24 protein-coding genes are annotated in these 19,885 nt (G+C 61.9%); 11 read left to right on the plus strand and 13 right to left on the minus strand.

Annotation, left to right across the window (positions count from 1 at the left end; translation table 11 throughout):
• Positions 1–97: 97 nt before the first annotated feature.
• Positions 98–544: a hypothetical protein gene (locus tag APH30_RS03850; protein ID WP_054911728.1), complete on the plus strand. Its 447-nt coding sequence runs from the start codon at positions 98–100 to the stop codon at positions 542–544.
• A 30-nt stretch (positions 545–574) separates the two neighbouring features.
• Here the strand turns inward: APH30_RS03850 and pbpG are convergent, their stop codons facing one another.
• Positions 575–1,501 (minus strand): D-alanyl-D-alanine endopeptidase, encoded by a 927-nt coding sequence (gene pbpG / locus APH30_RS03855; RefSeq protein ID WP_029887028.1) that lies wholly within the window; start codon positions 1,499–1,501, stop codon positions 575–577.
• Positions 1,502–1,781: 280 nt separating this feature from the next.
• Positions 1,782–2,456, minus strand: coding sequence for a polysaccharide lyase family 7 protein (locus APH30_RS03860; RefSeq protein ID WP_054911729.1), 675 nt, complete (start codon positions 2,454–2,456; stop codon positions 1,782–1,784).
• Between the two features lie 227 nt (positions 2,457–2,683).
• On the opposite strand from APH30_RS03860, the gene APH30_RS03865 reads away from it, so the two are divergent.
• Entirely contained in the window at positions 2,684–3,004 is a 321-nt protein-coding gene (locus APH30_RS03865) for a DUF1654 domain-containing protein (RefSeq protein WP_029887030.1), read from the plus strand.
• Between the two features lie 38 nt (positions 3,005–3,042).
• Here the strand turns inward: APH30_RS03865 and APH30_RS03870 are convergent, their stop codons facing one another.
• Positions 3,043–3,867, minus strand: a complete 825-nt coding sequence (locus tag APH30_RS03870; protein ID WP_047149660.1) for a S24 family peptidase — start codon at positions 3,865–3,867, stop codon at positions 3,043–3,045.
• Positions 3,868–4,026: 159 nt separating this feature from the next.
• Here APH30_RS03870 and APH30_RS03875 point away from each other — a divergent pair, with 159 nt between their 5' ends.
• Positions 4,027–4,338 (plus strand): hypothetical protein, encoded by a 312-nt coding sequence (locus APH30_RS03875; RefSeq protein ID WP_054911730.1) that lies wholly within the window; start codon positions 4,027–4,029, stop codon positions 4,336–4,338.
• Positions 4,339–4,434: 96 nt separating this feature from the next.
• Here the strand turns inward: APH30_RS03875 and APH30_RS03880 are convergent, their stop codons facing one another.
• Together APH30_RS03880 and APH30_RS03885 are read right to left on the minus strand one after the other, a co-directional pair.
• A complete protein-coding gene (locus APH30_RS03880) occupies positions 4,435–4,617 on the minus strand; it encodes a hypothetical protein (RefSeq protein ID WP_054905061.1) in 183 nt (60 codons plus the stop codon).
• A gap of 94 nt (positions 4,618–4,711) precedes the next feature.
• Positions 4,712–5,059: a hypothetical protein gene (locus APH30_RS03885; protein ID WP_054911731.1), complete on the minus strand. Its 348-nt coding sequence runs from the start codon at positions 5,057–5,059 to the stop codon at positions 4,712–4,714.
• A 158-nt stretch (positions 5,060–5,217) separates the two neighbouring features.
• On the opposite strand from APH30_RS03885, the gene APH30_RS03890 reads away from it, so the two are divergent.
• Positions 5,218–6,039, plus strand: a complete 822-nt coding sequence (locus APH30_RS03890; protein ID WP_009686468.1) for a shikimate 5-dehydrogenase — start codon at positions 5,218–5,220, stop codon at positions 6,037–6,039.
• Between the two features lie 73 nt (positions 6,040–6,112).
• On the opposite strand, the gene APH30_RS03895 is transcribed toward APH30_RS03890, so the two are convergent.
• The 3 genes from APH30_RS03895 to APH30_RS03905 form a co-directional block, all read right to left on the minus strand.
• A complete protein-coding gene (locus tag APH30_RS03895; protein ID WP_029887032.1) occupies positions 6,113–6,355 on the minus strand; it encodes a hypothetical protein in 243 nt (80 codons plus the stop codon).
• Between the two features lie 84 nt (positions 6,356–6,439).
• The gene (gene gloA / locus APH30_RS03900) at positions 6,440–6,967 is read right to left on the minus strand and encodes a lactoylglutathione lyase (protein ID WP_009686470.1); all 528 of its coding nucleotides are present in this window, start codon (positions 6,965–6,967) and stop codon (positions 6,440–6,442) included.
• 226 nt (positions 6,968–7,193) lie between these two features.
• Entirely contained in the window at positions 7,194–7,553 is a 360-nt protein-coding gene (locus tag APH30_RS03905; RefSeq protein WP_054911732.1) for a histone-like nucleoid-structuring protein, MvaT/MvaU family, read from the minus strand.
• Between the two features lie 360 nt (positions 7,554–7,913).
• Between APH30_RS03905 and APH30_RS03910 the strand changes: the two genes are divergently transcribed.
• Together APH30_RS03910 and cobF are read left to right on the plus strand one after the other, a co-directional pair.
• Positions 7,914–9,203, plus strand: a complete 1,290-nt coding sequence (locus tag APH30_RS03910; protein WP_054911733.1) for an OprD family porin — start codon at positions 7,914–7,916, stop codon at positions 9,201–9,203.
• 68 nt (positions 9,204–9,271) lie between these two features.
• Entirely contained in the window at positions 9,272–10,021 is a 750-nt protein-coding gene (gene cobF / locus APH30_RS03915) for a precorrin-6A synthase (deacetylating) (RefSeq protein ID WP_054911734.1), read from the plus strand.
• A gap of 61 nt (positions 10,022–10,082) precedes the next feature.
• Here cobF and APH30_RS03920 read toward each other — a convergent pair whose 3' ends face one another.
• On the minus strand, positions 10,083–10,433 hold the full coding sequence (locus APH30_RS03920; RefSeq protein WP_054911735.1) for a response regulator: 351 nt from the start codon (positions 10,431–10,433) through the stop codon (positions 10,083–10,085).
• An 82-nt stretch (positions 10,434–10,515) separates the two neighbouring features.
• Positions 10,516–10,683 carry a hypothetical protein gene (locus APH30_RS28595; RefSeq protein ID WP_156326363.1) on the minus strand — a complete coding sequence of 56 codons (168 nt, stop codon included), beginning with the start codon at positions 10,681–10,683 and terminating at the stop codon, positions 10,516–10,518.
• Between APH30_RS28595 and APH30_RS03925 the strand changes: the two genes are divergently transcribed.
• From APH30_RS03925 to APH30_RS03945, 5 genes are read left to right on the plus strand one after another with little or no spacing between them, the layout of a single operon-like run.
• Positions 10,682–14,149 (plus strand): response regulator, encoded by a 3,468-nt coding sequence (locus APH30_RS03925; RefSeq protein ID WP_054911736.1) that lies wholly within the window; start codon positions 10,682–10,684, stop codon positions 14,147–14,149. The genes APH30_RS28595 and APH30_RS03925 overlap by 2 nt on opposite strands.
• The gene (locus tag APH30_RS03930) at positions 14,146–14,967 is read left to right on the plus strand and encodes a protein-glutamate O-methyltransferase CheR (RefSeq protein ID WP_009686478.1); all 822 of its coding nucleotides are present in this window, start codon (positions 14,146–14,148) and stop codon (positions 14,965–14,967) included. Before APH30_RS03925 ends, APH30_RS03930 begins: the two co-directional genes overlap by 4 nt.
• Positions 14,964–15,539 (plus strand): chemotaxis protein CheB, encoded by a 576-nt coding sequence (locus APH30_RS03935; RefSeq protein WP_009686479.1) that lies wholly within the window; start codon positions 14,964–14,966, stop codon positions 15,537–15,539. Before APH30_RS03930 ends, APH30_RS03935 begins: the two co-directional genes overlap by 4 nt.
• A complete protein-coding gene (locus APH30_RS03940) occupies positions 15,533–16,759 on the plus strand; it encodes a hybrid sensor histidine kinase/response regulator (protein ID WP_054905071.1) in 1,227 nt (408 codons plus the stop codon). The genes APH30_RS03935 and APH30_RS03940 overlap by 7 nt, the downstream gene beginning before the upstream one ends.
• Positions 16,760–16,804: 45 nt before the next feature.
• Positions 16,805–17,182, plus strand: coding sequence for a response regulator (locus APH30_RS03945; protein WP_009686481.1), 378 nt, complete (start codon positions 16,805–16,807; stop codon positions 17,180–17,182).
• Positions 17,183–17,230: 48 nt separating this feature from the next.
• Here the strand turns inward: APH30_RS03945 and APH30_RS03950 are convergent, their stop codons facing one another.
• From APH30_RS03950 to APH30_RS03960, 3 genes are read right to left on the minus strand one after another with little or no spacing between them, the layout of a single operon-like run.
• Positions 17,231–17,812 carry a TetR/AcrR family transcriptional regulator gene (locus APH30_RS03950; protein WP_009686482.1) on the minus strand — a complete coding sequence of 194 codons (582 nt, stop codon included), beginning with the start codon at positions 17,810–17,812 and terminating at the stop codon, positions 17,231–17,233.
• Positions 17,813–17,824: 12 nt separating this feature from the next.
• Complete coding sequence (locus tag APH30_RS03955; protein WP_054911737.1) at positions 17,825–18,673, minus strand: 3-hydroxybutyryl-CoA dehydrogenase; 849 nt, start codon at positions 18,671–18,673, stop codon at positions 17,825–17,827.
• A gap of 12 nt (positions 18,674–18,685) precedes the next feature.
• Positions 18,686–19,870 (minus strand): acetyl-CoA C-acyltransferase family protein, encoded by a 1,185-nt coding sequence (locus APH30_RS03960; protein WP_029887040.1) that lies wholly within the window; start codon positions 19,868–19,870, stop codon positions 18,686–18,688.
• Positions 19,871–19,885: the final 15 nt, after the last annotated feature.

Genomic DNA, 19,885 nt, shown 5'->3' on the forward strand with positions numbered 1-19,885 from the left:
CGAACCAGCCGGCAGGGAATTTAATTGGCTAAAGCGCGACGCGAAGTGGCCGATAGGATGGTTAGCGCAAAGACCGATCTTTCAGAAAGGGACCGACATGGCCGTCATCACAGCTGGCAACCTCATTATCAATGGCGTATCGGCGCAGGCGCGCAGCGCCAATGCCGCCGCTGAACGCGACCAGGCCAAGCAGGCCGGCGAAGCGGCGGGCCCGCTGCAAATCAGCAGCGACAGCCTGAAGGTATCCGCGGGTAGCCAGGCACAGGCAACGGATACAGCGGGCAGTGGCGGGTCGGAGGCGGTAAGCGCCCTGCAACAGTTGATCAAGGACTTGCAGAAGCAACTGGCCGAGCAGCAGAAGCAGCTTGCCGCGTTGCAGAACAGCAAGATGGATGAGACATCCAAGGCGGCTGCGGTCGGTGCCAAACAGGCAAGCATCGCCACCCTCAACGGTCAGATCATGGCCGCTACCGCGCAATTGCTGGCGCTGCTGCAGCAAGAGGGTGGCAGCAGCTCCGGCTCAATGGTCAGCGCCACGGCCTGACGGCGCCGTGGCCTGTGAGTTCGGGCCAGCTTACTCGGCCGCTACGCGCCCTTTGCCCTGGCGATCTGCCTTGTACTGCATGGCCACCGCCGGCGCTGGCTTGGCTGCACCGGTTTCCAGCCATTGGCGCAAGCGGCTGGCATCGGCGAAATGGGTGTACTTGCCGAAGGCATCCAGGATGACCATCGCCACAGGGCGGTTATCCATTCGGGTCAACAGCACCAGGCAATGCCCGGCTTCGTTGGTAAAACCGGTCTTGGTCAGCTTGATGTCCCAGTTGCTCTTGTTCACCAGGTGGTCGGTGTTTCGGAAGCCCAGGGTGTAATTGGGCTTGCGGAAGGCCACGGTCTTCTCGCGGGTGGTCGACAGCTCGCTCAGCATCGGGTACTTGCGCGAGGCCATCAGCAGCTTGGACAGGTCGCGCGCAGTCGACACGTTCTGCGTCGAAAGCCCGGTAGGTTCTACGTAGCGGGTATGGGCCATGCCCAGGCTGCGGGCTTTGGCGTTCATCGCCTTGATGAATGCCGGGTAGCCACCGGGGTAGGCATTGGCCAAGCTATTGGCTGCACGGTTTTCCGAAGACATCAAGGTAATCAGCAGGGTCTCGCGGCGATTGAGCTGGCTGCCGGGGCGTACCCGTGAATACACGCCCTTCATCTCCGGGTTGTTGGCGATGGTCATGGTGAGCATCTCATCCATGGGCAGCTTGGCGTCCAGCACCACCATCGCGGTCATCAGTTTGGTCACCGAAGCGATCGGTACCACGCGGTCGGCGTGGTTCGAGTACAGCTCCTGGTTGGTATTGAGGTCGATCAGCAGCGCGCTGCCCGAAGCCAGGTGCAGTTTGGAGGGGTCGCGTTGCACCTTGGCCGGGGGTTGTGCAGCAGCGGTCGACGGCAGCGTCGCGGTACCTGTGAGCAACAACAGCAGGCTGAGAATGGACAGGGATGTTTTCACGTTGAGGCTCACTAAAGGTTGGTATGTCGTTGGCTGTGCAAGGGTTTTCCCCCAAAAACCGCTGCATTCTGGAGTATGGCTGAACGGCTGTCGAATGCCTTATATCTAAAGGGCGCAACGTGAACGAAATTTAATCCCGGACCTATTGTGTACCCTTCATGTGCTGTTCAGAAAGGGCGCCGAGCGGTGATAGGGGCAGGGCAAACTGAGCGCTCAGTTCTGATCAGGTCCGGTACCGACCCGTGAACAGGAGGGCCGGCACGCAAAGGGCGTTGTCGCCTCAGCCATGTATCAACGTCAGGTCGCTGATAATGCAGATCGAGCCATCGTCGACCGGCGTTTGGTCGTTGTAGTCGACCTGGTTGTAAACGCCGCCGTGGAATTCGAACAGGCGCGAAGCCCAACTGCCGTCGAGTTGCAAACCACCTGAAGTACCGGTTGCTCCCTTGCAGGTTGTGGTGACCGTGACCAGGCCCTGTGCCGTGACGTGCAGGCTGATGCCGAACCGCGCGCCCAGCGGTACGCCCTTGAGCACCGTCGAATTCACCGGGTCAGCCTGGTCATAGGTTTGGCGAAAGCCCAGGGTGATATCGCCTTTCTTCCAGAACACCTTGACGGGCGGGCCGTCGTCGCCGCGCACATGCATCTGGGCAATGACCACCTTCTGCGCTGCGTTGACCTTGGTCAACGTCATGCTTTGACGGCTCCAATGGTCCGCGGCACTGGCCAGCGTCCAGGAACGGGTCTCGGTCCATTCACAGCGGGTGCGGTGGGTACTCTTGCTCGACGCCCCTTTGGTCGGCGCAGAAAACTGGACCGAGCCGTCACTCAGTAACTTGACCACCTCTGGGAGGCGGGCAATGGCTTCGTCACCGTCAAGTTCCAGGGCGACGGGGTTGGTTGCGGATACTGCCACCGGGGTGGCGATCAACAGGTTGCTGATGTCTACGGCCATGGTAACTCCTCATGAACAGCCAGGTTTGAAGGGCAGACTGAATGCTGCCTGGTTGAGAAGTTAGCCAATGGCTAAATTAAATATCAATAGCTCAAAGCTAAAAATTGCGCTGGGGGTGAAATTAACTGTTGGCGAAAATTTTCAGGGCAAGGCCTTTACGCTGGATTTGGCTGTGCGATAAGCTTTTGCCAGGTACTGTACAAATATACATATATCAGGATGACAATATGCCTATGCAAACAGCGTCGACCACCCTTCAGCCCCCGGGAATGTCGGGTGTAGAGCGCCTGAGCCTGCGGGTATCGTCGATGATCAACCACCCTGTGGCCCAGACCCAGCGCTGGGTGCTGGTGCATCGCCTGCACAGCGATGGCGACGCGGAATGGGAAGAGGTGATGGGGCTGCTGCTGGAAACACCCGAGTTGGACCTGACCTTCAACCCTGATGGCAGCGTGCTGGTGCGCTGGCAGCGCCACGCCGGCCAGCAGTTTGACGAAGTGAGCGTCGAGCAGGGCTGTGGGTCACTGATGCCTGCTGCGCCGTTCTGAAATACCGGCGCCAGGCCGCTGCCGGGGCAGCTGGCGCCTTACACGAGGTGGGCATTCCACACCAGCAGGACCCTGGCCTGGATATAGGTTTCTTCGCGGCGAATCAGGCGGTCCTTGTGCCGTGAGTTGTCGGAAATCATCTCGAAATGATCGTCATCGGCAATCTGCAGGCGCTTGATGTAGATATGGTCACCCCACGCGAAAAAGTAGATCCCGTCGCCCACGAACTCGCGAATGCTCACATCGACGATCAGTGGGTCACGGTGCCTGATGGTGGGCTCCATCGACTGGCCCCAGCCAGTGACCATCTTCAGGTGGTGGTGCTCGCTGAATTCCACACCCAGTTCACGCAGGTGGCTGGGGCTGACCCGCACATCCTTGAACATTTCCGGGTAGTCATGGGGGATCTGGCCGCCGCCCATGGCTGCGCGCACATCATAGTGGGCAATCCATACCTCATCGCCCACCAGGCCGGGCCGGCCGTGGTCGGCCTGCAGCAATACGGTTTCCGCGGGCTCGGCAGCCGCGGCCAGCAGCCTCTGGCGGGTTTCTTCGGGGATGCCTTTGCCACTTTTTGCCAGCATCTGCTTGACCAAGTCGGCGGCGCACACCGCGCCGTCGGCAGGGCCGCCCGAGGCCTGCGGGTGATCGCCGGGCGCCAGCGCGTCGAACCAGCCGCGTGGCAAGCCTTCGATACCCTCGATCCGCCGCGCCACGTCGTCGCCCAGGTTCTTGGCGGTCCTGTTGGAGAGAATCTGGCTCAGGTGCGCAGGCGCCATGCCCCAGCGCTCGGCGCAGGCGCCCTTTTTCTGGTCGGCTATCAGCTTTACCAGGTTCTGCTTGCGGATTTCATAGATGTCCATAAGGCGAAGCATGCCAGTCTTTAGCTCTCTGCTAAATGTGCGCATGGCTAAATTTCCCTTGAGGTAAATTTACCCCTAGGCTAAATTAAACCTCCAAACAATAAAAGCCACGGCGATGCAATGCCGTGGATTGCCCATCTCGTCAGTAAAGAGGTTTACATGGATCCCACCGACCTCGGCCCAGGCACCGTTACGTGGCTGGGTGGTACAGGCACCGTGTTGCTCGGGGCCTTTCTATGGCTGCGCAAATGGCTGTCCAGAGATGCGGCAGACCGCGCGCTGGACAATGCAGACATTGCCGTGATTCGCCGCCTGACCGAGCTGCTCGATAGCGAGCGCGATGCCCGCCGTGAGGCGGAGGCCAAGGCTGACCAGTTCGCCAAGGAGCGCAATGAACTGGTGGTCACCGTCGGCCGCTTGCAAGGCAGGATCGTGGCCCTGACCAGTCAACTGGCCCGGGCCAAGGCGTGAAACGACCGACGACCCGCACCCACCAGGCCAGACAAAAAAAAGCCCGCCATTTCGGCGGGCACAAGGGCGTAGGGAGCAACGCACAACAAATTCGGGTCAGGCTGCCAAAGTGCCTGGTTGCAACAGTTCAGCCAATGCGCGGGCTTGGGCGAGGGTCGGCACCGGCCCACTCACAGCCTCGCCGTTGCGCACCAGGTACCAGCAGGCCAACAGGCCTTGTTCACGCAGTGAAACCGGAACAGCGCTGCCGACAACGGACATGATCTGGATAGTGGCCATGGGGACCTCCTGTGAAACATGGGCCTACCATACGCAGCCGCTCCCAGGGTTTGAAATCAACGTTGTCGATAGTGGTCATTACTTCTATCAACCCTTACCAGCGTGGCGGGCCGTAATACACCCGTGGCGGGCCGTAGTAGGCCCGGTAGCCTGGCGGTGGCGGGGCCGGCGCATAATAAGGCTGGTAATAGACGGGCTGCGGCGGCGGCTGCACGTACACCGGTTGCGGCGGGTAGTACACCGGCTGGCGTTCCACGTACACCGTACGGTCGTGCCCGCCAGACACCGTAGCGCCAACCACCGCGCCAACCACGGCAGCGCCCAGTAGCGGGCCCGGTCCGTACCAACCGCCGCCATGGCCGTAACCACCGTGGGCAGCTGCAGGCCCGCTGATGGCCAAAGCGCCGACCAGCAGGGCGATTCCGGGAATGAGACGGCTCATATCAACCTCGCGAGTAAACCCCAAAGTGGGGTGTCACTAATATGACTCCGGTATTTGTCAATTGCGCGCAGGGCAATGGTAAAGGTTGTGTAAGGGACGACCAGCGGTTGCCTCTGGTACGCTGCACAAACGTTTCAGTCATGACTCAGGAGCAGGCTATGTCGACAACTCCCGGCAGGGATACCGTGCTGTGCATTTCCCTGGCAGGCCGCCCCGGTACATTCGGCGTGCGCTTTCACAACCACCTGTACCAACAGTTGGGCCTGGACTTTTACTACAAGGCCATGCGCACCGACGACCTCCCGGCCGCGGTAGCGGGAATTCGAGCCTTGGGCATACGCGGGTGTGGGGTATCGATGCCATACAAGGAAGCGTGCATGGCGCTGGTAGACGAGATCGACCCGTCGGCAGCGGCCATCGAGTCGGTCAACACCTTGGTGAACACCAACGGTCGCCTCACAGCCTACAACACCGACTATCTGGCCGTACGCCAGTTGTTGACCCGGCACCAGGTCGACCCGGCAACCGCTTTCGCCCTGCGCGGCAGCGGCGGTATGGCCAAGGCCGTTGCCAGCGCCTTGCGCGATGCCGGCTTTGCCGAAGGCACCATCGTCGCGCGTAATGCCCAGGCGGGGCAGCAGCTGGCGGATATGTGCGGCTACCGCTGGCTGCCAGAACTCGGCGATATCTGCCCGCCGATGCTGGTGAATGTGACGCCGATCGGCATGGCGGGGGGCGCAGAAGCTGAAGAGCTGGCGTTTTCGGATATCGCCATCGCTGCTGCAGAGCGGGTATTCGATGTGGTGGCCATGCCCGCGCAAACACCGTTGATTCGCCGCGCCCAAGCGCTGGGCAAGCCCGTGATTACCGGGCTCGAGGTGATTGCGCTGCAGGCGCTGGAGCAGTTCGTGCTGTACACAGGTGTGAGGCCGACGCCAGCGCAAGTCGATGCCGCCGTGGCGTACGCTCGCGATATCTGATTGCACCAGCAGCGGCCTCTTCGCGGTATGGCAGCGGTGCTGGCGAAGAGGCCGTTACAGGCCAAGGGGGCAATCAGAACACCTTGGTGCCGGCGTCCAGTTGCTGGTCGACCAGCGCTCGACCGTGGGCCAGTGACACATGCTGGGCACGTTCCAGGTCGGAGAAGAACTTCATCGGCATCGACAGGCGCCTGCTGGTATGGCCATCAGGGGCGGTGATCAGGCAACCGACGGCGTAGGGCAGGGGCGAGTCAGGATGGGGCATCACGCTGGCGGTGATGGTGTGCTTGCGGTATTCACAGTGAAGGGATTGCATGGTTCTTACCTCGCTGTGGCATGGGAAGCAATTACCTTCATATACCACAGCAAGGGGGCGGTGGTTCCCGCCCCCGACGAACGCTTAGCCGGCGAGGTCGGCCGGCTGAATCACTTCGACCCAATAGCCATCCGGGTCCTTGATGAACGCCAGGTGGTTCATGCGCCCGTCCTGCAGGCGCTTCTGGAACGGTACACCCAGCGCTTCGAAGCGCGCACAGGCGACGCGTACATCGGGTACCGACACGCAGATGTGACCGAAGCCGCGTGGGTCGGTATTGCCATCGTGATAGGCGAAATCGGCATCGTTTTCGGTGCCGTGGTTGTGGGTGAGCTCCAGCACGCCAGGGATCGATTTCATCCACTGGTGACGGGCGGCGTCATCGGCGGGGATCTGCGCCGGGTCGACCAGGGCCAGGAAGTACAGGCTGAAAGCGGCTTCGGGGAAATCACGCTTGTCTACCACGCGAAAGCCCAGCACACGGGTGTAGAAGTCCAGCGACTTTTCGATGTCCTTGACCCGCAGCATGGTGTGGTTGAAGACGAATTGGGCGGTGGCGGCGTCAGGTTGTGCGGTGACACCAGGCAAGGTTTGCAGATCGTGCAGGCTCATGGGAGCTCCTGAGGCAGGGCCGGGCACGGGGCGCCGGCAAAACAGACAGGCTGGCCATGATACGTCAGTGCGCCGATTGCGCAAATGAAAGCGCCCTGCACGAGTGCAGGGCGCTGGAATTAGAGGCCCGCATGTGCGGGCGCGTGATGGGGTCGCTAGTCCTTTAGCTGCCTCGATACTGAGCCAGCCCTTGTGAAAAAAGTGTGAAGCACGTGTTGATGTTTCATCAGCGAGCCCAGCTTTCCACCTCGGCGGCGCCATACTGCTCTTTCCAGGCTTTGAGGCCGCGGTGGTTGCCGCCTTTGGTCTCGATCCGCTCGCCGGTCTCGGGGTGTGTGTAAACCTTCACCACCCGCGGACGACGGTGCTGTTTGGGGGCAGGGCTGGTGGCGCGCGCCCCGGCTTTGGGGTCAAGTATGGCTATGACATCGCGCAGGCTTTTGTCGTAGCTTTTCATCAGGTTGACGAGTTTCTGCTCGAACTCGATTTCGCGTTTTAAGCCGGTATCCTTTTTCAACGCTTCCAGTTGCGCCATCTGTTCCTGGAGCGCTTTTTCCGCAGCACGAAACTCTGCAAGTCTGGACACTGTAATCACTCCTGTACGTCGGCTGTGGCGGGGCGTGACGAACATTGAAACGCATGAATACGCCGGCCACGCAGGTGGGTTTTACTGTTCGTTGATAGCGAGTGTAGTCACACATTGGGGCGGGGTAAACTGCAAACTTATTGTAAGTAAGCGGGGAACTTTCCTAGTTGCCCATGCGCGATCCAGGCGACTCGCCGAAGCGGCCTGGCAAGGCGCTTAGACCATGGTCCAATGGCCCGTGCCAGAGCCATTGCGCGATCATTTCAAAGTATGGCTGGCTGTTGCGCGGTCATGTCTCATTACCGTGGCAAGTCTGTGCCGCCGGTTGTCAACCCGCTTTGAATCTGGATGTTTCCCTGCATGTTTTCCCTCTATCCTCTCGCCCCGGGGCGTCGTGTTGCCGGCCTGTTCCTGTTATGTGCCGGTGCCAACGCCCAGGCTGGCGGTTTTCTTGAAGACAGCAGTGCCAAGGTTGAAGCACGCACTGTCTACTTCAACCGGGATTTCCGTGACGGTCACAGCAGTTCCGGCCAAGGGGCGTCCAAGCGAGAAGAGTGGGCCCAGGGCTTTATCCTCAATGTACAGTCGGGTTACACCGAAGGCCCGGTAGGGTTCGGTGTGGATGCGCTGGGCATGTTCGGTGTGAAGTTGGACTCCAGCCCCGCCGACAGTAACAGCGGCTTGCTGCCGTCTTCCGGGCACAACCCGCGGCACTCCGCCGACCAGTATGCAAAGATGGGCCTGGCGGCCAAGGTCAAAGTTTCCAACACGGTGCTCAAGTACGGTTCGATGATGCCGGATGTGCCCCTGCTCAAGTACAACGATGGCCGCCTGCTGCCGACGATGTTCCAGGGCGCCATGCTCACCTCCGAGGAACGCCGCGATCTGAAGTTCACCTTGGCACGGCTGGATCGGTACACCGCAAGGGATTCAACCGACCGCCAAAACATTCGTGTGCATTGCAAGAACAAGCGTTACGCCTGCGATATCGAAGCCGACCACTTCGACCTCGCCGGGGTCGATTACCGGGTCAACGAGCGTTTCGGTGCCCAGTATCAAGTGGCCAGGCTGGAGAACATCTATCGCCAGCAGTATTTCGGCCTGGTCGCCAGCCAACCGCTGCCGGTGGGTAGCCTTGCTGCCGACCTGCGGCTGATCAAAAGCGACGACATCGGCAACGCCCGCGCGGGTGCGATCGACCACCGCGCCGTCAGCGGCATGCTCGGCTACAGCCTGGGTGGTCACAAGCTCAGTGCTGGCTGGCAGCGCATGTATGGCGACAGCGCCATGCCCTACCTGGATGGCAGCAACCCGTACCTGGTCAACTATGCACAGGTCAATGATTTTGCCGCGGCCCAGGAGCGCTCCTGGCAAGTGCGCTATGACTATGACTTCAAGGCGTTGGGTGTGCCTGGCCTTACGTTCTTCACCCGGTACATCAACGGTGACCATATCCAGGTGCCAGGCAGCCATGCCGAAGGCAAGGAGTGGGAGCGCGACAGCGAGCTCAAGTACCAAGTGCAAAGTGGCACGTTCAAGGACGTCAGCGTGCGTTTGCGTAATTCCACCTACCGCAGCAACTATGAGCGCTGGGCGCGGGATATGGACGAAACGCGGGTGATCGTCAGCTACAACTTCTCGCTGCTCTGAACGGGTGCTTTGCCAGCGGCCTGCTGGCGCCCGACAATGGCTGCTGAACAGCACCGGAGGGCAGCACAATGAAACAGCTGTTGTTGATCGGCATCGGCCCGGGGGACCCACGCCAGGTCACGTACGAAGCCGTCGACGGGTTGCGCCAGGCCCACGTGTTCTTCGTGCTCGACAAGGGCAGCGTCAAGAACGAGCTGGTGCAGCTGCGCAAGGCCATCCTGCAGCGGTACCGGCCCGAGGGCGGCTATCGGCTGGTTCAGGTCGCCGACCCGCTGCGCGATGGGCAGGCCGACGCGTATGTGCAGGCGGTACAGGACTGGCACGTACAACGTGCAGCGCTGTATGCGCAACTGATCGAACAGGAACTCGGCGACGGCGAAACCGGCGCCTTTCTGCTGTGGGGCGAGCCCACGCTCTATGACAGCACCTTGCGCATCCTCGACCTGGTCTGCGAGCGAGTTGGCGCCCTGCACCTGCAGGTCATTCCGGGCATCAGCAGCGTGCAGGCACTGGCGGCGCGCCACCGGGTTGCGCTCAACCGCATTGGCGAACCGCTGACCGTGCTACCTGGTCGGCGTCTGGCCGGGCAGGGGAGTATCGACAATGTGGTGGTGATGCTCGATGGGCAGTGCGCGTTCGCAGCTATCGATGACCCGGCCTTGACGATTTACTGGGGCGCTTACCTGGGCACGGCTGACGAACGGCTGATCGCCGGGCCGCTGCAGGCGGTGAAGGCGCAGATTCTTGAAGTGCGTGCGCGGGAAAGGGCGCGCAAAGGGTGGATCATGGACACCTACCTGTTGCGCAGGGAGCTGTAACGGGCACCGTATTTTCGGCCCCTGCGCTGCCTGCGCGCTGGTCAAGCGGGCGCCGCCGATTTCAGGCAGGGGCGAGAATAGCCGTCACCTTGTCGCGCAGCTGGTCGATGCTGAACGGCTTGCCGATCATGTGCATGCCCTCCGGCACATTAATGTTTTCGGCGTAGCCACTGGCGAACAGCACCGGCAACAGTGGCCGCAGCTCGCGTGCCTTGGCTGCCAGCGCCTCGCCGCGCATGTCCGGCAGGCCCACATCCGTCATCATCAGCGCCAACGGCTGGTTCGGGTCTTCCAACACCTTGAGCGCCGCGGTGGCATGTTCCGCCTCGATCACCGAGTAGCCCAACTCATCGAGCACTTCGACCATCAGCATACGTACGATGTCGTCGTCTTCGACTACCAAAAGGTGCATGGTTCGGGTCCTGTGCAATTGAATGTCTATGATCTGTGCACAAGGCGACAGCAGAAGTTCCCGAGGATACCGATACTTGCAATCAGATGGAACGATTGGCACACAGCACTTTCAAATACTGGCTAAATGCCCTGCCAGAGCCGTCAAAGCTGGTTAGACTTCGCTTGTCGGCACGGCGCAGCGGCACATAACCATAACGATTGTTCCGCCACTCTTTTTCATGGATTTTCTTGCTCGGGCGTTTTCTCATGATTCAAGCAGCCTCGATGGACCAGCGCAGCTTCCGCAAGTTGTTGAGCCGCAATATAGGCCTTCCTCTGGGTGTGGGCCTGCTGGGAGCCGTGGCCTTCGTTGCGGTGATCAACTACCTGCTCTCGGCGATGCAATGGGTCGAGCACACCGACCGGGTCATTGGCAATGCCAACGAAGCGGTGAAGCTGTCGATCGACATGGAAACCGGCATGCGCGGCTTTCTGCTGACGGGTGACGAGCGCTTCCTCGACCCCTATGAGGTGGCCAAGCCGCGCATTCTCAGCAGCTTGCAGGGCCTGAAAGGCATGGTCGAGGACAACCCGCAGCAAGTTGACCGTATCGACCGGCTGATCGCCTTGCAGCAAGCCTGGAATGACTTCGGCAGCGGCATGATCACCCTGCGCCGCAATGACGGCCCCTACCGGGAGCTGATCGGTAACGGCCGCGGCAAGCGCCTGACAGACGAGATTCGCAAGGAATTCGCCGACCTTATTGCCACCGAGCAGCAGTTGCGCATGGCACGCAACGAGAAGGTCAGCACCGTCACCGTCACCTCCATTTCGGCGTTCGTGCTGCTGATCGTTGGCCTCAGCGCCTTGCTGGCGTACCTGGGGCGCCGCGATCTGTTGGCGTTGTCCAGCAGTTACGACGACAACCTCAAGGCCCAGCAACGTTCTGCCGAGCGCCTGGAGCACCAGGCCTGGCTGCGCAACGGCCAGACCCAGCTGGCTCAACAAGTGCTTGGGCAGCTGACCCTGAACATGCTCGGCGACAACATTCTGCGGTTCTTTGCCTCTTACCTGGGCAGTGTGGTCGGGGCGTTGTACGTGCGCGACGAGCATGGCCGCCTGGTACGCGTTGCCTGCTATGGTCTGGATGCCGAAGAGCAGGCGCGCGAGCAGGTACTGGGTGATGGTGAGGGCCTGCTGGCCCAGGCCGTGCGTGAAGGGCGGCTGCTGCGCCTGGACGACCTGCCGCAAGACTACTTCCAGCTCAGCTCCGGCCTGGGCAAGGGCTTGCCGCGCAGTGCACTGTTGATGCCGGCCAGCGACGGCGGGCAGATCAACGGCGTGCTCGAACTGGGCTTCCTGCGGCCGCTGCAGGCGCGTGACGACGAACTGTTGCAGCGCGTGGAGGGCAACCTGGGTATGTCCATCGAAAGCGCCCGTTACCGCCAGCGCTTGCAGGAAGTCCTGGCCGAAACCCAGCAATTGAACGAAGAATTGCAGGTGCAGCAGGAAGAGCTGAAAACCGCCAACGAAGAACTGGAGGAGCAGTCCCGCGTGCTCAAGGAGTCCCAGGCCCACCTGGAAACCCAGCAAGCGGAACTGGAGCAGACCAACGAGCAGTTGTCCGACCGCACCGAAGCGCTGGACCGCAAGAACGAGGAGCTGACCCAGGCCCAGGAAGAGCTGCAGGCGCGCGCCGATGAGCTGCTGCGTTCGAGCAAGTACAAGTCCGAGTTCCTCGCCAACATGTCCCACGAATTGCGCACGCCGCTGAACAGTTCGCTGATTCTGGCCAAGCTGCTGGCCGAGAACGTTGAAGGCAACCTCAGCGGTGAGCAGGTCAAGTTCGCCGAGTCGATCTACTCGGCCGGCAACGACCTGCTAAACCTGATCAACGATATCCTCGACATCGCCAAGGTCGAGGCCGGCAAGCTTGAAGTGCGACCTGAAACCACCCACCTGGACCGCCTGGTCGAAGGCCTGCGCGACATGTTCGAGCCGTTGGCCGGGCAAAAGGGGCTGGCCTTCGAGGTCACCGCCCAGGCTCAGGTGCCCGCCACCCTGTTCACCGACCGCCAGCGACTGGAGCAGATCCTCAAGAACCTGCTGTCCAACGCCATCAAGTTCACCGAGCGCGGCCAGGTCAGCCTGAACATCGGCTACCAGCCGGACAGCGGCATCGTGTTTTCCGTGCGCGATAGCGGCATCGGCATTGCTGCCGACCAGCAGCAGGCAATCTTCGGTGCGTTCCACCAGGTCGATGGCACCAGCAACCGCCGGTATGGCGGGACTGGGCTGGGGCTGTCGATTTCCCGCGACCTTGCCCATTTGCTTGGCGGGCAGATCAGTGTCGAGAGCAGCCCCGGGCAGGGCAGTGTGTTCAGCCTGGTATTACCCGAACGCTACGAGAACCTGGAGCAGGAGGTCGAGCCCCTCAGCCTGCGCCCGGCTGTCGATACCCTGCCGCCAGTACCACAACTCGCCACTACCCAGGCGCCGAAGCTGCCGCAACTGGCCTTCACCGACGACCGTGACCGGGCGCCTTTCAGTAACCGCTGCATCCTGGTGATCGAAGACGAGCCGAACTTCGCCCGCATTCTCTTCGACCTGGCCCACGAGCTGGGTTACAGCTGCCTGGTGGCGCATGCGGCCGACGAAGGTTTCGAGCTGGCCGCCCGGTTCATACCCGATGCGATCCTGCTGGACATGCGCCTGCCTGACCATTCCGGCCTGACCGTGCTGCAACGCCTGAAGGAACAGGCCGATACCCGGCACATTCCGGTGCATATCATTTCCGTCGAGGACCGTGTCGAGGCCGCCATGCACATGGGGGCAGTGGGCTACGCCGTCAAACCCACCAGCCGCGAAGAGCTCAAGGAGGTCTTCGCGCGCCTGGAGGCCAAGCTGACGCAGAAGCTCAAGCACATTCTGCTGGTGGAAGATGACGACCTGCAGCGCGAAAGCATCGCCCGCCTGATCGGTGACGACGACGTCGAGATCACCGCCGTAGGCATGGCGCAGGAGGCCTTGGCACTGCTGCGGGAAAACATCTACGACTGCATGATCATCGACCTCAAGCTGCCAGACATGCTCGGTAACGAACTGCTCAAGCGCATGACTGCCGAAGATATCCGCGCCTTCCCGCCGGTGATCGTGTATACCGGCCGCAACCTGACCCGCGAAGAAGAAACCGACCTGCTCAAGTACTCGCGCTCGATCATCATCAAGGGTGCCCGCTCACCCGAGCGGCTGCTCGACGAAGTGACGCTGTTCCTGCACAAGGTCGAATCGCAGTTGTCCAACGAACGTCAGCGTATGCTGAAGACGGCGCGCAGCCGCGACAAAGTGTTCGAGGGGCGCAAGGTGCTGCTGGTAGATGACGATGTGCGCAATATCTTCGCCCTGACCAGTGCACTGGAGCACAAGGGCGCGATCGTCGAAATCGGCCGTAACGGCCGCGAGGCCATCGAGCGCCTGGAGCAGCATGACGACATCGACCTGGTGCTGATGGATGTGATGATGCCGGAAATGGACGGCTTCGAAGCCACCCGGCTGATCCGCCAGCAACCGCGCTGGCGCAAGCTGCCGATAATTGCGGTGACTGCCAAGGCCATGAAAGATGACCAGCACCGTTGCCTGCAGGCCGGCGCCAACGATTACCTGGCCAAACCGATCGACCTGGACCGCCTGTTCTCGCTGATCCGCGTATGGCTGCCGCAACTGGAGCGAATTTGACTAGCGAACGTAACACCGATATCGAGATCCGCTTGCTGATCGAGGCCATCTACCTCAAGTACAGCTATGATTTCCGCAATTATTCCGGCGCTTCGATCAAGCGCCGGATCCTGCATGCGCTGCGCCAGTTCGGTTGCCAGACGGTATCGGCCTTGCAGGAGCGCGTGCTGCACGACCCTGGCATGTTCATGCAGTTGCTGCAGTACCTGACGATTCCGGTCAGCGCGATGTTCCGCGACCCGGGCCATTTCCTGGCGCTGCGCACCGAGGTGGTGCCGCTGTTGCGCACCTGGCCATCGATCAAGGTGTGGATCGCCGGCTGCAGCACGGGCGAGGAGGTGTATTCGATGGCCATCCTGCTGCGCGAAGAAGGCCTGCTCGAGCGCACCATCATCTACGCCACCGACATCAACCCGCACTCGCTGGACAAAGCCAAGCAGGGCATCTACTCGATGCAGAACATGCTCGACTACGCCGAGAACTACCGCATCGCCGGTGGCCGCCGGGATTTCGCCGAGTACTACACGGCAGCCTATGGCAACGCGATCATGGACAGCACCCTGCGTGAAAACGTGACCTTCGCCGACCATAGCCTGGCCACCGACAGCGTGTTCTCCGAGACGCAGTTGGTGTCTTGCCGCAATGTGCTGATCTACTTCAACAAGGAGCTGCAGGACCGCGCCCTGGGCCTGTTCCATGAATCGCTGTGCCATCGCGGTTTTCTGGTGCTGGGCAGCAAGGAGTCGGTCGACTTTTCCGCTTACAGCGACGGTTTCGAGCCGCTGGTCAAGCCTGAACGGATCTATCGCAAATCATGAAGGGCGTACAAGCGGTGGTGATCGGCGCCTCGGCCGGCGGGGTGTCCGCGCTGTTCACCGTGCTGGGCGGGTTGCCGTCGGGGTTCGCCATTCCGGTAGTCTGTGTGTTGCACCTGCCGGATGACCGCCACAGCCAACTGGCCGAGGTGCTGCAACGCCGCCTGCTTCGTCCCGTGTGTGAGGCACGTGACAAGCAACCGCTGAGCCCTGGCCAGATCTACGTGGCCGGGCCGGGCTATCATTTATCGGTAGAACGCGACTTCACCCTGTCGTTGAGCCAGGAACCACCGGTGCATTTTTCCCGGCCGGCCATCGACTACCTGTTCATTTCCGCGGCCGATGCCTACGGTGCCGGCCTGCTTGGCGTGCTGCTCACCGGTGCCAATGAAGACGGTGCCCAGGGGTTGGCTTACATCAAGAACAGCGGCGGCCGGACCATCGTCCAGGACCCTCGCGACGCACAGGTGGCGCTGATGCCCGAGGCCGCCCTGGCCCTCCATCAGCCCGACCATATTCTTACCTTGAGTGGGATCGAGCAGTTGCTCGCCGCCCTGGAACCCAGCGCATGCTAAGCAACACTATCGCCAAACTGCTGATCGTCGACGACCTGCCAGAGAACCTGTTGGCCCTCGATGCCCTGATACAGGGCGAGGACCGTGAGGTGCACCAGGCCCAGTCTGCCGAAGCCGCCTTGTCGCTGTTGCTCGAACACGAGTTCGCGCTGGCCATTCTCGATGTGCAGATGCCGGGCATGAACGGCTTCGAACTGGCCGAACTGATGCGCGGTACGGAAAAAACCCGCCACATCCCCATCGTTTTCGTCACCGCAGCCGGGCGTGAAATGAACTACGCCTTCAAGGGCTACGAAAGTGGCGCCGTGGACTTCCTGCACAAACCGCTGGATACCGCTGCGGTGAAGAGCAAGGTGTCGGTGTTCGTCGACCTTTACCGCCAGCGCAAGGTGCTTGACCGCCAGTTGCAGGCGCTGGAGCGTAGCCGCCAGGAGCAGGAAGTGCTGCTGGGCCAGCTGCAGGCGGCGCGCGGTGAGCTGGAGCATGCGGTGCGCATGCGCGATGACTTCATGTCGATCGTGTCCCACGAGGTGCGTACCCCGCTCAACGGGCTGATCCTGGAAACCCAACTGCGCAAGCTGCACCTGGCGCGGGGCAACCTGGCGGCGTTCAGCGCCGACAAGCTGCAGGCCATGGTCGAGCGCGACGAGCGGCAGATCAACAGCCTGATCCGCCTGATCGAAGACATGCTCGATGTTTCGCGCATTCGTACCGGCAAGCTGTCGCTGCGGCCCAAAGCGTTCGACCTGAGCGAGCTGGTGCAGCGGTTGGTGGAGAATTTCACCGCCCAGGCCACGGCACTGGATACGTTCATCGAGTTGCAGCATTGCCAGCCACTGCAGGGGGAGTGGGACGAATTTCGGATTGAACAAGTACTGGCCAACCTGTTGTCCAATGCCTTGCGTTATGGTGAACGCAAACCGGTGCAGGTAAGGCTGTACGAGCAGGACGGCCTGGCGTGCGTGCAGGTGCAGGACCATGGCATTGGTATCGACATGGCTAACCAGCAACGTATCTTTCAGCAGTTCGAGCGCGTCGCAACTCAGCAAGCTACGGGTGGCCTGGGCTTGGGCCTGTATATTTCCGACCAGATCGTGCAAGCCCATGGCGGTCGGATTGTGGTGCAAAGCGAGGTGGGCAAAGGTGCGACCTTCACCCTGCAACTGCCCCTGGCTGCAGTGGAACAACTAAACGACCAGGCGTGGGCAACCTCTGCATAAGCCTGGGGTCTGATGGCCAACTGGAAGAATTTTCAAGGCGTTAACATGAGTGAAGATGCACAAGACGTAGTGCTGGTGGTCGAGGACGAACCAGCGATACGCATGATTCTGCGGGACTACCTGGCGGGCGAGGGCTACCACGTGCTGGTCGCCGAGGACGGTGAACAGGCGTTCGCCATTCTGGCCAGCAAGCCGCACCTGGACCTGATGGTGACCGACTTCCGCCTGCCGGGCGGGATCTCCGGGGTGGAAATCGCCGAGCCGGCGGTGAAGTTGCGGCCCGACCTGAAAGTGATCTTCATCAGCGGCTACCCCGCCGAGATCCTCGAGTCCGGCAGCCCGATCACCCGCAAGGCACCGATCCTGGCCAAGCCGTTCGACCTGGACACCTTGCACGAGCAGATTCAGGCACTGCTGCGCTGATACCCGTCAAGGCCCTGTCACCGGCGCGCGCTGACGGGCCGGTGCTGATCAACGCAAGGTCCGCTCCAGCCCACCCAGCAACATGCTCTCCATCAACACCAGCGCTTGCGCTTCAGGCAATGCCTGCAGCGCGCCGGGCAATCGGTTCAGCAGCGTTGCAACTACCTGCGCCGTGGCCACCAAGGCTGGCCCCTGCAGCTTCGCCTGCGGTGCGATCAGCCGCAACAGCCCGGCCTCATAACGCCCGCGCAACTGCGTCAGGCGTGCCTGCTGGGCCTCGCTCAGGCAACAGAAATCACGCTCAGCCAAACGAAACTGCAGCGGCCGTTCGGCATGCAACTGCCAATGCGCCGCGATCAGGCAATTCAAGGCTGAAGCGCCGCGGGCCATGGCCCGCCGCCCCTGGTCCAGCAGGGCCTGCAACTCCTCGTACAGTTCCTCGATCAAGTCGAACAACAGGTCCTGCTTGCTGGGAAAGTGGTGGTACAGCGAGCCGGCCGTCAGCCCGACATGCGCGGCCAATTCGCGCATGCTGACCTGGCCAAAGCCTTTTTCGGCAAACAGCGCCATGGCCTGTTCACGTCGCTCTTCGAAATTGGCACAACGCATCGCGGCATTGATCGGGGGCATGGCGCCTGGGCCTCAGTAGGTGAAGAAGCCGCGGCCGCTCTTGCGCCCCAGCCAGCCGGCCGCCACCATCTCCTTGAGCAGCGGGGCAGGGCGGTACTTGCTGTCGTTGAAGCCCTCATGGAATGCCTCCATGATCGCCAGCAAGGTGTCCAGGCCGATCAGGTCGGCCAGCGCCAGTGGGCCGATCGGCTGGTTGCAGCCAAGGCGCATGCCGGTGTCGATGTCCTCCGCGCTGGCCAGGCCTTCCTGGCGTACGAATATCGCTTCGTTGATCATCGGCACCAGGATGCGATTGACCACGAAGCCTGGCCGGTTGCCAGCAGCGATCGGGGTCTTGCCCAGCTTCTCTGTCACCAGCAGTGCCTGGGCGTAGGTACTGTCGCTGGTCTGCAGGCCACGAATGATCTCGACCAGCGCCATCATCGGCACCGGGTTGAAGAAGTGCACGCCAATGAAGCGCTCGGGGTGCTCGATGCTGGCGGCCAACTGGGTCACCGACAGCGACGAGGTGTTGGTCGCGATCAGGCAATCGGCGGCGACGTTGCTTGCCACCTGCTGCAGGATGCGTTGCTTGAGCTGCAGGTTCTCCGTGGCCGCTTCGATCACCATCTGCATCGTGGCCAGCTGGCCGTAGTCGGTGCTGGTGCGGATCCGGGTTTTGGCTGCCGCTGCCTGCTCGGCGGCGAGGGTCCCTTTGCTGACCTGGCGCTCGAGGTTCTTGCCCAGCGTTGCCACCCCGCGCTCCAGGGCGGCGTCGGCCACGTCCACCAGCAGCACCTGGTAGCCTGCCACCGCACACACTTGGGCGATGCCGTTGCCCATGGTGCCGGCGCCGATCACGGCGATCTGTTCAATGTTCATCTTTCAGTTCCCTCAAACCCGCTCGAAGACCACGGCGATGCCTTGGCCGCCACCAATGCACATGGTGGCCAGGGCGTAGCGCCCCTGAATGCGCTGCAATTCATGGATGGCCTTGGTGGCGATGATCGCGCCGGTGGCACCCACCGGGTGGCCCAGGGAAATGCCCGAACCGTTGGGGTTGACCTTTTCCGGGTCGAAGCCCAGTTCGCGGGCCACCGCGCAAGCCTGGGCGGCGAAGGCTTCGTTGGACTCGATCACGTCCAGGTCTTGCACCTTCAGGCCGGTCTTCTCCAGCACCTTGCGGGTGGCGGGGATCGGCCCCAGGCCCATCAACTCGGGTTCCACCCCGGCATGTGCGTAGCCCACCAGCCGGGCCAGTGGCTTGAGGCCCAGGCGCCGCACCGCGTCACCGCTGGCCAGCACCAGGCCAGCGGCGCCGTCGTTGATGCCACTGGCGTTACCGGCAGTCACGGTGCCGTCTTTCTTGAACACCGGCTTCATGCCGGCCAGTTGCTCGGCGGTGACCTCACCGCGCACATGTTCATCGACACTGAACTGCACGCTGCCTTTGCGGGTTTTGAGTTCCAACGGCACGATCTGGCTGGTGAAGCGGCCCTCGGCAATGGCGCGAGCGGCCCGGCGCTGGCTGGTCAGGGCCAGCTCGTCCTGCATTTCGCGGGTAATGCCCTGGCTGGCCGAGACGTTCTCGGCGGTAATGCCCATGTGGAAGTGCTGGAAGGGGTCGTGCAGTACCCCGACGGTGTAGTCGATGCCTTGCAGGTCACCCATGCGCGCGCCCCAGCGTGCCTGTGGCAGCAGGTAAGGGCCGCGGCTCATGGACTCGGCGCCAGCGGCAATGGCCACGTCGGTGTCGCCCAGCAGCAGCCCTTGGGCCGCCGAAACAATGGCCTGCAGGCCCGAGCCACACAGGCGGTTGACATTGAACGCCGGCGTTTCCTTGGGGATGCCGGCGTTCATGGCTGCAACCCGCGCCAGGTAGGCATCACGGGGTTCGGTAGGGATCACCGTGCCCATTACCACGTGACCGATCTGTTCGGCGGCCAGCCCCGAGCGCTCGATGGCGGCGCGGGTGATGGCGCTGGCCAGGTCGGCCAGCGGCAGGTCCTTGAGGGAGCCGCCAAAGCCACCGATGGCTGAACGGACGGCACTGACGACGTAGATTTCTGCGCTGCTCATAGAGGCTCCGATTGC

The organism is Pseudomonas sp. NBRC 111127 (assembly GCF_001320345.1).
In the GTDB taxonomy this organism is placed as follows: domain Bacteria; phylum Pseudomonadota; class Gammaproteobacteria; order Pseudomonadales; family Pseudomonadaceae; genus Aquipseudomonas; species Aquipseudomonas juntendi.

What these genes read in the sequence shown, in the direction of transcription:
- APH30_RS03860 (WP_054911729.1), bottom strand. Translation starts at nt 2,456, where the DNA reads ATGGCCGTAGACATCAGCAACCTGTTGATCGCCACCCCGGTGGCAGTA.
- APH30_RS03960 (WP_029887040.1), bottom strand. Translation starts at nt 19,870, where the DNA reads ATGAGCAGCGCAGAAATCTACGTCGTCAGTGCCGTCCGTTCAGCCATC.
- APH30_RS03850 (WP_054911728.1), top strand. Translation starts at nt 98, where the DNA reads ATGGCCGTCATCACAGCTGGCAACCTCATTATCAATGGCGTATCGGCG.
- APH30_RS03945 (WP_009686481.1), top strand. Translation starts at nt 16,805, where the DNA reads ATGAGTGAAGATGCACAAGACGTAGTGCTGGTGGTCGAGGACGAACCA.
- APH30_RS03910 (WP_054911733.1), top strand. Translation starts at nt 7,914, where the DNA reads ATGTTTTCCCTCTATCCTCTCGCCCCGGGGCGTCGTGTTGCCGGCCTG.
- APH30_RS03880 (WP_054905061.1), bottom strand. Translation starts at nt 4,617, where the DNA reads ATGGCCACTATCCAGATCATGTCCGTTGTCGGCAGCGCTGTTCCGGTT.
- APH30_RS03885 (WP_054911731.1), bottom strand. Translation starts at nt 5,059, where the DNA reads ATGAGCCGTCTCATTCCCGGAATCGCCCTGCTGGTCGGCGCTTTGGCC.
- APH30_RS03950 (WP_009686482.1), bottom strand. Translation starts at nt 17,812, where the DNA reads ATGCCCCCGATCAATGCCGCGATGCGTTGTGCCAATTTCGAAGAGCGA.
- APH30_RS03925 (WP_054911736.1), top strand. Translation starts at nt 10,682, where the DNA reads ATGATTCAAGCAGCCTCGATGGACCAGCGCAGCTTCCGCAAGTTGTTG.
- APH30_RS28595 (WP_156326363.1), bottom strand. Translation starts at nt 10,683, where the DNA reads ATGAGAAAACGCCCGAGCAAGAAAATCCATGAAAAAGAGTGGCGGAAC.
- APH30_RS03940 (WP_054905071.1), top strand. Translation starts at nt 15,533, where the DNA reads ATGCTAAGCAACACTATCGCCAAACTGCTGATCGTCGACGACCTGCCA.
- APH30_RS03890 (WP_009686468.1), top strand. Translation starts at nt 5,218, where the DNA reads ATGTCGACAACTCCCGGCAGGGATACCGTGCTGTGCATTTCCCTGGCA.
- gloA (WP_009686470.1), bottom strand. Translation starts at nt 6,967, where the DNA reads ATGAGCCTGCACGATCTGCAAACCTTGCCTGGTGTCACCGCACAACCT.
- APH30_RS03920 (WP_054911735.1), bottom strand. Translation starts at nt 10,433, where the DNA reads ATGCACCTTTTGGTAGTCGAAGACGACGACATCGTACGTATGCTGATG.
- APH30_RS03865 (WP_029887030.1), top strand. Translation starts at nt 2,684, where the DNA reads ATGCCTATGCAAACAGCGTCGACCACCCTTCAGCCCCCGGGAATGTCG.
- APH30_RS03935 (WP_009686479.1), top strand. Translation starts at nt 14,964, where the DNA reads ATGAAGGGCGTACAAGCGGTGGTGATCGGCGCCTCGGCCGGCGGGGTG.
- cobF (WP_054911734.1), top strand. Translation starts at nt 9,272, where the DNA reads ATGAAACAGCTGTTGTTGATCGGCATCGGCCCGGGGGACCCACGCCAG.
- APH30_RS03955 (WP_054911737.1), bottom strand. Translation starts at nt 18,673, where the DNA reads ATGAACATTGAACAGATCGCCGTGATCGGCGCCGGCACCATGGGCAAC.
- APH30_RS03895 (WP_029887032.1), bottom strand. Translation starts at nt 6,355, where the DNA reads ATGCAATCCCTTCACTGTGAATACCGCAAGCACACCATCACCGCCAGC.
- APH30_RS03875 (WP_054911730.1), top strand. Translation starts at nt 4,027, where the DNA reads ATGGATCCCACCGACCTCGGCCCAGGCACCGTTACGTGGCTGGGTGGT.
- APH30_RS03870 (WP_047149660.1), bottom strand. Translation starts at nt 3,867, where the DNA reads ATGGACATCTATGAAATCCGCAAGCAGAACCTGGTAAAGCTGATAGCC.